Origin of the sequence: Massilia sp. CT11-108, from assembly GCF_047302915.1 — a bacterium.
Taxonomy (GTDB): domain Bacteria; phylum Pseudomonadota; class Gammaproteobacteria; order Burkholderiales; family Burkholderiaceae_D; genus Telluria; species Telluria orientalis.
Window position 1 is genome coordinate 1 of the sequence record NZ_JBKYMO010000167.1, and the last position, 11,544, is coordinate 11,544.

The 11,544-nt window shown below is 61.9% G+C and carries 8 protein-coding genes and 3 tRNA genes; 5 read left to right on the forward strand and 6 right to left on the reverse strand.

Features of this window, described 5'->3' with window-relative positions; translation table 11 throughout:
- From ACEN88_RS14960 to ACEN88_RS14975, 4 genes are all read left to right on the forward strand, one after another.
- A tRNA-Gly gene (locus tag ACEN88_RS14960) sits at positions 1-76 on the forward strand.
- A gap of 25 nt (positions 77-101) precedes the next feature.
- Positions 102-177, forward strand: a tRNA-Gly gene (locus tag ACEN88_RS14965).
- Between the two features lie 73 nt (positions 178-250).
- Positions 251-324 (forward strand) — tRNA-Cys (locus ACEN88_RS14970).
- Positions 325-536: 212 nt separating this feature from the next.
- Complete coding sequence (locus ACEN88_RS14975) at positions 537-1,157, forward strand: TIGR02466 family protein (RefSeq protein WP_413340759.1); 621 nt, start codon at positions 537-539, stop codon at positions 1,155-1,157.
- A 17-nt stretch (positions 1,158-1,174) separates the two neighbouring features.
- Here ACEN88_RS14975 and ACEN88_RS14980 read toward each other — a convergent pair whose 3' ends face one another.
- The 6 genes from ACEN88_RS14980 to ACEN88_RS15005 form a co-directional block, all read right to left on the reverse strand.
- Positions 1,175-1,882, reverse strand: a complete 708-nt coding sequence (locus tag ACEN88_RS14980) for a DUF6445 family protein (protein WP_413340761.1) — start codon at positions 1,880-1,882, stop codon at positions 1,175-1,177.
- Positions 1,883-1,904: 22 nt separating this feature from the next.
- Positions 1,905-3,422, reverse strand: coding sequence for a tryptophan halogenase family protein (locus ACEN88_RS14985; RefSeq protein ID WP_413340764.1), 1,518 nt, complete (start codon positions 3,420-3,422; stop codon positions 1,905-1,907).
- Positions 3,423-3,435: 13 nt separating this feature from the next.
- Positions 3,436-4,428 carry a cupin-like domain-containing protein gene (locus ACEN88_RS14990; protein ID WP_413340766.1) on the reverse strand — a complete coding sequence of 331 codons (993 nt, stop codon included), beginning with the start codon at positions 4,426-4,428 and terminating at the stop codon, positions 3,436-3,438.
- Between the two features lie 4 nt (positions 4,429-4,432).
- Positions 4,433-5,143: a SapC family protein gene (locus ACEN88_RS14995; RefSeq protein ID WP_413340768.1), complete on the reverse strand. Its 711-nt coding sequence runs from the start codon at positions 5,141-5,143 to the stop codon at positions 4,433-4,435.
- Positions 5,144-5,172: 29 nt separating this feature from the next.
- Positions 5,173-6,732, reverse strand: a complete 1,560-nt coding sequence (locus ACEN88_RS15000; RefSeq protein WP_413340770.1) for a tryptophan halogenase family protein — start codon at positions 6,730-6,732, stop codon at positions 5,173-5,175.
- Positions 6,733-6,849: 117 nt separating this feature from the next.
- Positions 6,850-9,918 carry a TonB-dependent receptor gene (locus ACEN88_RS15005; RefSeq protein WP_413340772.1) on the reverse strand — a complete coding sequence of 1,023 codons (3,069 nt, stop codon included), beginning with the start codon at positions 9,916-9,918 and terminating at the stop codon, positions 6,850-6,852.
- 504 nt (positions 9,919-10,422) lie between these two features.
- Here ACEN88_RS15005 and ACEN88_RS15010 point away from each other — a divergent pair.
- The coding region (locus tag ACEN88_RS15010; RefSeq protein ID WP_413340774.1) for an ROK family protein at positions 10,423-11,544 on the forward strand (1,122 nt) is incomplete at its 3' end.

Consider the following 11,544-nt stretch of genomic DNA (forward strand, 5'->3'; position numbering starts at 1 on the left):
GCGGGAGTAGCTCAGTTGGTAGAGCGCAACCTTGCCAAGGTTGAGGTCGAGAGTTCGAGACTCTTCTCCCGCTCCAGGTAATTCACGATGGTGTACCCGATGCGGGAGTAGCTCAGTTGGTAGAGCGCAACCTTGCCAAGGTTGAGGTCGAGAGTTCGAGACTCTTCTCCCGCTCCAGTTACAGAGAAGCCAGCCTTCTCGTGTCGCTGCGACGAATAACCGGTCGCTGTGGCATAGTCAAGTCTCCTCCGGCGAGGTAGCAAAGCGGTTATGCAGCGGCCTGCAAAGCCGTCTAGACGGGTTCGACTCCCGTCCTCGCCTCCAGCATATCTGTAGATCAGCGCTTTCGCGCTGATCTACGTCAACGATGTAGCTTGTCCCTTCAAATCGACGGATTACGTTTGCGACACTACATTCGGCTCGATCACACCGGTGCATTGGCGGACCTTCGACATTAATGCCATAATTTGGATCTCGACAATTCCAGTCCTCGGATTCGCTAGCGAGGGCGTAACCTGGGCAGGTCCATGAGTAACATGAAAGCGTCCATGCAGGTGTTGGAGTTATTTCCGACGCCGGTTTTCGTTGTGCAGACCCAAGGGGTAGACAACGAGGAACTGGCGCGCCAGATCTATGCCATTCGCGACGAGGAAGTCGTAGCCGGCATCGCCGACAAGACTGGCCTGTCGAACTATGGCGGCTTCCGTAGCTATGACCTGTTGCCGATCCCGGGGTTTGCACAGCTCAAGCAACTCGTGCTGCGGGTGCTCAACGAATGCATGGTCAAAGGCGCATGGTTTGCGGAACCGGAGGTCACGGAAGCGCAGTTCGGCGCGATGTGGGGGGTTATCAATGGCAAAGGGCACGCCAACAGCCCCCACAATCACCCGGGCAGTTGGATCAGCGGCGTGTATTACCCGCAGGTGCCGGCCGCGAAAGAACGTGCCGGTTCGCTCTGCTTCCGTGATCCGATCCTGGCGCGCACCTTTACACGAAGCTTTTACCGCAATGTGCAGGCCGAGGCGGCATCCGTGGTGCCCGAAGTGGGCAAGCTGATCATGTTCCCAAGCTGGGTCGAACACCACGTCGGCCCCAACCTGACCGATGAGGATCGCATCGCCATCGCGTTTAACATCGATCACGCGAAAGCGCGCTAGCTTTTCGAAGCCGCGCTTCAGCAGGCGTTCAGGCGCACCCCGAAGAACGCGTTGACGGTCAGCCGTCCTTGTTCCGGATCGGCGCTGAGCAGCTCCGGATGGCGGATGTCGCCGCTGTGGTAGATCGTGCCATCATAGAACAACGCGCGGTTGAACGCCGCCGGGACGGTCGCCATCTTTTCAAAATATGCGTTGGTCTTGGTCGGATACGCGGGGGCGCTGTCGATCAAGACCGAAAACGCGTCACGGTCCATGTGCTGCCCGCGGGCCATCATGGCCGACAATGTCGCGGTGTCGACCCGCGGTCGAAAAAAACTCGTGCCACCCAGCCGTTCATCCTTGAACAAATACAGGACCATGGCGAAATTGCCTTCGCCCGGCTGGAAGGGACCGCCATCGACATGCGGGATTCTCTGGAATGGCTCGAGATTTTCCGGCTTGCGCGTGACCATCGACATCCTGCACAAGGCGCTGCGGGTGCGCCGGGCGCCAAGCTGGCCCCGGATATATTGTGAAAAAAACGCTTCGAATGCCTGGTGCGCGGCTGGGGGCAACCGCAGTTCCGGCCCGGGATAGTAGTGAGAATCTTCCGGCGAAAAATCCGCGCGCCGCGCGACGGCATGGGCGATGAATTGCATGGGATCGCGCAGGATATTGTCAACGACTACATAAGAACGGCCATCGCTCAGCGCGACTTTACTCATCGAGGGATTTGGGTTGAACATGGGCGGCTCCGAATTAAAAGGGTCAGCTCGGCCTCTCTGCGCGGCAGAACCGCTGGACGTAAGCCTGATGCGATGGCAACTGCTGGACCGTCCTTTCGATCTTCTGGCGAATCGAGCCCAGGAACTGCGACAGCTCGGCATCGCCCATCAGGTCGGCCGACTGGTGATGCTGCTCGGGCATCATGCCCTGGCCCAGCATGACTTGCAGCCACGACGACTCGGTAAACAACTCACCCTCGGTGCGGAACACCCGTCCGGTTTCGCGGAACAGGTCGATGCGGTGTTGCAGCGATGCCGGCACTTCCATGTTCCTGGCAGCTTCCCAGTATGGGGTATCGGCGCGACTGGTCACCTTGTAATGCAGGATGATGAAATCGCGGATGTGGGCGATCTCCCTTTGCACTTGGGTGTTGAACTCGTCGATGTCGGAGCGGCAGATGCCGTCGGCCGGGAACATCTGCATCAAACGGATCAGATTACGCTGGATCAGGTGGATGCTGGTCGACTCGATCGGTTCCAGAAAGCCGCTCGACAGGCCGATGGCGACGACGTTGCCTTTCCACGATTGCTTGCGCTGGCCTGGCTTGAACTTGATCATGCGCGGCTGCGTCAGCGGCTCGCCTTGCAGATTGTCGAGCAAGATCTGCATGGCTTCCTCGCCGTCCATATACTTGCTGGAGAATACGTGGCCATTGCCAACCCGGTGCTGCAGCGGGATCCGCCACTGCCAGCCGGCGCCGTGCGCAATCGCACGTGTCATCGGCACCGGTTCGCCCATCAATTCAGTCTGCACCGCGATGGCGGTGTCGTTAAACAGCCATTGCGACCAGTCGTCGTATTCCACCCCCATGGTCTGGCCCAGCAACAGCGAGCGAAAGCCGGTGCAGTCGATGAACAAATCGCCTTCGATCAAGGCGCCGTTTCCGAGCTTGAGCCCGGTCACGTAGCCGCTGGCGGCGTCAAGCATCACCTGGTCAATCTTGCCTTCCACCCGCTTGGCGCCGAAACCTTCGCTGTACTTGCGCAGGAACCTGGCGTACAAGGTCGCGTCGAGATGGTAAGCGTAATTCATGACGTCGTTCGGCAGATGCGCGAAGCGGCCAAGCTGGGCCGACCTCAATTCCAGGCAATAGTCGCCGAAGTCACTGGCCAGGCCGCGCTGGCGGCCCTTGTGCCAGAAATGCTGGAAGCCCGCAGTCCAGTGGTCGACGCCGGTCAAGCCGAACGAGTGGATATAGTCCTCGCCCGGCGCGCGCCAGTTCTCGAAGCTGATGCCCAGCTTGAAGGTCGCCTGGGTTGCCCGCATGACGTCGGCTTCGTTCAGTTCCAGCAACTGGTGAAACTGAATCAAGCTGGGAATTGTCGCCTCGCCGACCCCGACGGTACCGATCTCGTCGGATTCGACCAGCGTGATGTCCAGTGTCTTGCCCAAGATCTTGGAGATGACGGCAGCGGCCATCCAGCCGGCTGTGCCGCCGCCGGCGATGACCACGCGCCGCACGGGCTTCCTGCCGATATTTTCCGGATTGTTCTGTTGCATGGGGTGTCTCCTGCTAACGTTTTAGTTTCTGCATGATTGCGGCGCGCATGGACCGCGCCTTGTCGAGATCGAGCGGACCGAGGACCCCGCGCGCCGGTTCCGGGATATGCGCCGCTTCACTGCCGTCCGCTTCAAATATGTAGTGGCGGAACACCTCTTGCCATGCCAGTCGCTGGGGCGGCGGCAGTTCGCGCAGCGTCAGGATGGCGTGCATCAGCGTATTGACCGGGGCATCCATATAGCCTGGCGACTGGCGCCACCAGTAGTTGATCAGGACGTTAAAACTGTCGAGCCCCTCGATATGGTGCCACCACATGCTGGGCATGAAGATGGCGTCGCCCGGCAGCAATTCAGCAACCTGCGCATGCGCCATGGCCTCGGCAAACCTGGGGAATTTCACCAGGTCCGGCCGATGAAAATCGACCAGGCTGATGGGCTGATTGGCCGGCGCAAAATCGAGCGGCCCGATGTAAAGGTTGCTCAACTGTTCGGGCGGGAACAAGGTGAAGCGGCGACGCCCGGCGGCCACACAGGCCAGGTTATCGGGCAGATCCTGGTGCGCGGGAATGCGCGAACGGTTGCCAGTCCACACGCTGACGAGCGGATCGCGATCGCCCAGGTCGAGATCGTTTTCGTCCCGGAAGCCTGGCAGGCAGGTGTCCACTGTCGTCGAGCCGACATAAAAAGTCGGCGCACACGGGTCATCGAGGTGTTCGAGCACTTGATCGAGGATCGCGTCGAGCCTGGCGTTGACGGCGTCGAAGTTAAATCCGCTGATGTCGTCGTTATAAAAATAGCGCCCCGCGATCTCGGGCGGACCGATCAGTGCACGGACCACCTCGCCCCGGTAGAAGCGGCGCAGATAGGCGATGCCCTCGCGCTGCGAGCGCAGGCTGGCCTTGACCAGCGGCCAGCTTGCGACCAGGCCGCGCAGCACCAGCGGCTCGGTCGCAGTGAGAATGGCGTCAGTCAGCGCGCCCGGTGTCGCGCCGCTGATCTCGCGCATCGGTTTAGCCATCGACCGCAACGCGCTGGTTTTTGCGCTCGATGAGCTCGCGCAGCTGGACGAGCGATGCACCCATCTGATGGGCAGCCATCAGGTAGCCGTGCCGATGCAGGTGCGCAAGCGCCGCACCGTCGAGCGCAGCAAGCTTTTCCTCGTTGATCGCCGAAAAGCCAAGCAGCTGGTTGTGCGAGCCGTTGTTCAATTCGATGTCGAGCGTGAGCGGCTCGATCAGGTCATGGTCGAGCAGCGCGGCGACAAAGCCGGCGTTGCTCTGCAGCCCCTCGTGCAAAGCCAGCAGCAGGCTGTTGACTTGTTCCAGCAGCTCGCTCTGGCCGCCGTATTCGAGAAACAGCGGATAGCCGGTGGTCGTGCTCACTTTTGGATGATCGAGGTCGACATGCACCAGCAGACCGTCGCCATGCAGTCCCATCGAGAAGGGCTGGCGCGCCACGGCCATCGGCACGTACAGCGCATCCCAGGCATCGGCGCCGGCAAACAGGTTCTCGCCCTCCGCAAAACCGAACAGCGCCACCGGTTCGTAGCGCTGTTCGTTGCCGGTCTCGCGGAACACGATCGGATAGTGGGCCAGCACATTGCGAAACTCGGCCGGGAAGGTCGGGCAGATCGTCTCGCCGTCACCGAACCGGGTGCCGCGGCCAAGAATGATTTTCAGGTCTTTGTGTTCGACGTTGTTCAACAAAACACGGTGGGTCATTGCTTGCCTCTTCATTCAAATGTCATTGACTACCTGATCGGCATGCCGTGATGCACGATATGCCCGATCAGTTCGCGGTTGCCTGGCAGCCCCGCCAGCATCTTGCGGGTCATTGCGGCCGCCTGGCGGAAGTAGCCGTCGGCCAGATCGGCGTGCTCGCAGTGGCGGATCCGCCGGTCCACCTCCGGCACCAGCCCCATGCCGTACATCACGTATTGATAACTGGCGGCGGGAAACAGCTCTTCGATCCGATGCAGGTCGTAGCGCGACGGCGGCTGCGTGCGCCAGAGCGCGAGCAACTCGTTCAGGCGCGTGGGAATCGATGCCGCCGCCCGGTGATCGCGCCAGTACTGGCTGGCGTTGCGCCGGCTGAGCACATAATGCAGCTTGAGAAAATCGATCACCCGTTCCCAGCGGTAGGTGAAGGCATCGTTGAAGCGTTTGGCGACGATGTCCATCACGGCGCGGTTGGCCGGCATGCCGTCGCTGAGCATGGTGGCGGACAACTCCACCATCGCCAGTGCCGACGCCTCGAGCGGCTCGATGAATCCGGCCGACTGGCCGATGGCCACGCAGTTGCGATGCCAGAAATGGTCGCGGTAGCCGGGCTCGAAGCCGAGCTTGCGCGGCGCGGTGAGCATCGGTGCGCCACCGTCGCTGCGTTCGACGTAGGCCAGCAAGGCCTGCTCGGCCTGCGCGTCGCTGGTGTGGGCGCTCGAATACACATGGCCGATGCCGCGCCGGGTCGGCAAGCCGATATCCCAGATCCAGCCGGCTTCCTGCGCCGTCGATTGGGTCTGCGATGCGATCGGGCTGGCCGGCTCCGGATAGCCCAGCTGGACCACGCAAGCGCGGTCATTGAACAGGATATGCCCTTGCGGCAGCAGGGGCACGCCGTAATGCTTGCCCAGCAAGAGCGCTTGCGAGCCGCTGCAATCGATGAACAGATCGCCCTCGATGGCGCCGCCCAGCGCCGTCTGCACCGAGGCGATGTCGCCGTCATCGTGCGCATGGACCGCCACCACATGGTCCGCCACGTGGACCACGCCGAGTTTCTCGGTGCAGTGGCGGCGCAGGAACAGGCCGAACCTGGCGGCGTCGAGGTGGTAGCCATAGTTGGCCACGGCGGCGAACTCCAGCGTCGTCGCCTGCTTGGGCGCCCTGCCGGCGCGGCACAGGTGCGGCTGGACGCTGACCAGATCGGCAAACGGCACGGCGCCGTGTTGGCGCTGCCAGCTCGCGGCCAGATGGGTTTCGCCATAGCCGTAGGGGAGTTCGAACGGGTGGTAATACGCGTCGTCATCGCTGCCGTCGACCCAGCCGACGAACAGCGAGCCCTGTTTGAACGAGGCGTCACAGGCGCGGAAGAAATCGTTCTCGGACACGCCGATGCGGCGCAAGGTCTCACGCATGCTGGGCCAGGTTCCCTCGCCGACGCCCACCGGCGCCACGTCGGGCGATTCGATCAGGGTCACCTTCAAGGCCGGGCCGGCAGGGGTCTGATGCGCTGCCGCGACCAGCGCGGCGGTCAGCCAGCCGGCCGAGCCGCCACCGACGATCACGACCTTTTCCAGGGGTTGACTACGCACGCGAGTTCCATCCAGTAAGTAGTGTAGCGATTCAGTGTAGCAAGAAAAAAGCAGGCCATGGTCGTCACCACGGCCTGCTTCAGGACCTGCTCACTTATCAAGTGCCGACTTCAGCAATCAGAACGTGTAACGTGCGCCAACCATGTAACGTGGGCCGGTCTGGGTTGCGTTCAGGAAGTGGCTCTTGGTGCGGCCGTACTGACGTTGCGTCGAATTGGTCAGATTGATCCCTTCGAACAGCACGTTCAGGTTCTTGGTCACGGCATAGCCCACGCTCAGGTCGGTCTGGCCATACGAGGCGGTGTACACCGGATCCAGGTGTCCGCCGCCATCGGTCTTCGACGCCAGGAAGGAGTCACGCCAGTTGTAGGCGAGTCGTACCGTCCAACCGAAGTTTTCATAGATACCCACCAGGTTGGCCGAATTGCTCAGACCCAGGATTGCGAACTGATCGGTGGTTTGGTCGTTCTTGTATTTCAATGGCGAGGTCACGTAGGTGTAGTTCGCCTGAACGCCAAAGCCGGTCTCGCCGAACATATGCTGAACGGCCAATTCGGCGCCATGCAAGCTGGCCGGCTGCGAGTTCACGAAGCTGGAGGTCCTGAACTGCATCAGCGGGTCGCTCGGGATGCCCGTGATCACACCGGTGGCATTGCCAACGGAGTTCACACCGGTCTTCGTGACGCCAGGTTGGCCGTTGTAGTTGTTGAGAATGTAGTTACGGATGCAGTTGGTGTCCGCGACGGTGCAACCACCAGTCGCCAGGGCGGCTTTATAGTACCCGCCGCCGATCGGGGTATGGATGCCGTACTGGTTTTCCAGGACCTGGCTCTGGGCAGTGTAGTCAGTCAACTTCTTGTTGAACAGACCCAGCGAGGCGACGCTGTGCTGGGTGAAGTACCATTCGAAAGACAAGTCCAGGTTCTTCGACTTCACCGGTTTGAGGCTCGGATTACCCGTCGCAGCAGTGCCACCCAGATAGTAGTCGGAACCGGTGCCGATGTTCAGGCCGCCCTGCAGCTCGTTGTAACGGGCGCGGCTGATGGTGACGCCGGCGCCGGCGCGCACCTTGAAGTTCGAGGTCACGTCGAAGTCGGCATTCACGTTTGGCAACACGTTGCTATAGGAGCCATGCGTGTTCGAGTAGGCGGTACCGGCAAAGGTCAGCGGCAGCTCATTCTGCGAAATCCAGGTCACGCCCGTCGCCGGGAGCACCTGGGCCACCGAAGTGACCTTGGTTTTTTCGAAGTGCAGGCCGACCGAGGTGTGGACCGGAATGGCCAGCTCCCAGTCCTGGCTCAAGGCCACGTAGGCCGTCGTCGTTTTTTCCTCCAGACGCTGGTCGCTGTCGGTCGTGGCGAAATTCGGCAGGAAGCTTGCTTGCGTTTTCAGACCGTCGTTACTGACATAGCCAGGCTTGGTGGCGGCGGCGGCGGTTGCCGCGCGCAGTGCGCCGAAATCGGCCGTGTAGAAGTCCCTGAACATGCCGGCCGCGCCGTCGCCACCGAACTGGTCGAAGTAGCTGGCGGTGTCACTCTTCGAGAACAGGCTGGCGGGATAGTCGTTCTTGTTGGTCAAGCCCGACCATCCGTTGTTCTGCACGAGCGATGAGGTCGAGCGGTTTTTCACGTCGGTATAGCCCACACCGAAGTTCAGGTTCGACGCTTCGGCCACCTTCCACTCGCCGCTCAACTGCAACTGCTTGACGGTCGACTTGACGTAGGTGTTGGAGAACTGCGAACCGGTTGCCTGGATCGGCTCGGCGGCCACGTTGGTGCCGTCAATGCCCAGGATCGGCAGCTCGTGGGTGAAGTCAATCGAGGTTCTGCCGCGGCTGAAGCTGGCGTTGCTCAGCTGATTGCTGCTGCCCCATGGGCTGTCGGCTTTCGATTCGGCGCTCGACGAGTGGGCGTCGAGCGTGAACCTCAGGCCGGATTTCGGTTTCCAGACAGTGTTGAAGCCGACCGAATTCAGCGTGTTCTTGGTGGCATAGTCGGCTGAGATGACCGACATGTCCTGCGGCGTGTTGTACACTTCCGAGTAAGTCAAGGGCGCCTGGTTGCTGCCACCCGGCCAGGTGCTGGTCGAGGTCGGCGTCTGGGCGAACCAGACACTCATCTCGGCGCGGCGGGTGTGCAGCTTGTTCTGCGCGAAGGTGTAATCAAGCGTCGCGGTCAGTTCCTTGACCGGACGGAATTGCAGCACGGCCTGGCCATTCACACGCTCGCGCTCGAGACCGTTGACCTGGTAACCAAAGTTTTGTGGGCGCTCATACAGATCGTTCGGACCTGGACGGTTCGTTACGCTGCCGACGGGCGCACCGGGCTGCGGCAAGGTCGAGCCGTCAATCACATCCGAACCTTTGTAGGGGCCGATCCAGCCATTGGCGATCTGGGCACGATTCAAGCCCGAGTCGCGCTTCGAGTAGCTGGCGTTGCCGCCAAAGCCCCACATCCCATCTTTGCTGACGGTGCTGAAGATGCCGGAAACTTCAGGCGTAACGCGCTTACCCTTCAGCAAGTCGGGCAGGTTCTGGCTCGACTGGTCCACCACGCCCTTGACGCCAACGCTCGCCACGGTGCCCTTTTGGTCGAGAGGACGCGCGGTCATGATGTTGACCGTGGCGCCGATGCCGCCGGACGGATCCTGGGCGCGGCTGGTCTTGTAGACCTGCAGCTGCGAAATGGCATCCGACGCCAGGTTGTCGAAGGAGAACGAGCGGCCGTTCGCGTCGTTCAGGTCAGCCGTCGGCATTTGACGGCCATTCAACAGCACCAGGTTGAAGTCGGGGCCCATGCCGCGCACCGTGATCTTCTGGCCTTCGCCATTTTGACGGTCGATAGACACGCCGGTGATGCGCTGCAGCGACTCGGCCAGGTTCGTGTCCGGGAATTTACCGATGTCTTCAGCGACGATACCGTCGACGATACCATCGGAGTTCTTCTTCAGGTTCAGCGTCGACTGCATACTGGCCCGGATACCGGTCACCACGACGGTATTCGTCGCGACGCCCTGCACGGGCGTGGACCCCGTCTGGTCGGTCGGCGCGGCGATGCCGTTGGCGGCGCCCGTATCCTGCGCCTGGGCCGGCGCAACCAGGCCGGCACAGGCACTCGCAACGGCGAGGCTGATCAGGCGATGCCTGGTGTTCAGGTGATGGGAAAAAACCCTCTTGGTGTGTTGCACTGTGTCTCCTCTCGTCTCTCGAAAAAACGCCGGACCCGACGGGCGGCGGCGTCCGTACTGGTGGTGCTACAACCTGGCGGCCCGCATCGGGTCATTGCCGGCGGGGTCTGTTGTCCGCTGCGGCGGCTGCGGCAGCCGTCGCTTTGTTGCCTTATTTATCATTGATAGCGGACATCATTTCCCGTAGATTAATGACACTAAATATTTTGGTCAATCGATCAAACCAAATGTTTGCCTCAACAATGAGCGTCGGTGCACCACGGCGGGACACAGTTTTGATCGTGAAAGCGGGGATTACGTAACATACGTACATTGATGTCGGTACGTACGCGAGAAATCGATTTCATAATTAAATCAATCACTTCATCCAATACGATGAGGATGACCGGGCCGTGAAACTTTGCGTTGCGAGACGGAAAGATGTTGCAAATATGCAGTTTGCATGACCAACAAATTTTTCCAACCCGTTGCATAATCATCACAACCACTTGATTTTCTTAGCCCATGCAAGTTACCGGTGACCAGCAACTCCTCAAACAACTGAACCGCATGGCCGTCGTACGCCAGGTGAGCACCCAGCCCGGGCTGTCGCGCGCGGCGCTGGCCGACGTGCTGGGCCTGACCAAGGCCGGCATCAGCCTGCTCGTGCGCGCACTGGTCGACGAAGGCTGGCTCACCGAAAGCGAGCTGCTCGTGACGGGCGAAGTCGGCCGGCGTGCCACGCCGTTGCATCTCGATCCGTCGCGCCTGGCTCTGCTCGGCGCCGAACTGGGCGTGGACGAAGCCCGCGTCGTCGCGACGAACCTGCTGGGCGAAGTCCTCGACACGCGCATCCTCACGTACGAGGATCCGGGCGACCCCACGTCGTGCATCCGGCTGGCCGCGCTCGCGCTCGCGAAGCTGGCGAAACGGCTCGGGCGCCCCATTCTCGGCGTGGGCATCGGCCTGCACGGCGCCGTCGACGAGGCGCTGGGTCTGCTGCACCACGCGCCCCACCTCGGCTGGCGTGACGTGGACGTGGCCGGGATCGTCCAGGCCCACGCCAAGGGCTCGCCGCTGGACGGCCTGCCGCTGTACATGCAGAACGAGGCGAACGTCGCCGCGCTGGGCGAGTTCGAATTCGGCGACCAGGCCAGCACCGATCCCTTGATTTATCTGTCAATCGGCTATGGCGTGGGCGCCGGCGTGATCGTCAACGACCGCCTGCTGACCGGCCTGCACGGCTTTGCCGGCGAAGCGGGCCACGCGATCCTGCAGGCCGGCGGGCCGCTGTGCTCGTGTGGCAGGCGCGGCTGCGCCGATGCCCTGATCGGCCTAGGCGCGCTGCTAGGCGCCGAACTGCCCAGCCATCCCGCGCTGGACCGGCTGTTCCGCCGCGTGGTCGACGGCGACCCGGCCACCTGCGCCGCAGTGGACGCAGCCGGCCGCCAGCTCGGCGTCCTGCTCAACAACCTCTGGGCCAGCTTCGACCCGATGGCGATCGTCATCGGCGGACCGGCAGTGCGGCTGGGCGACACGCTGATCGAGCCGGCGCGGCGGGTGCTGGGCGAGTACGCGGATGCCGCGATGCTGACCGCGCCGGAAATCCGCACTTCGCGCTTCGGCGCGGACGTGGTCGCGGTAGGC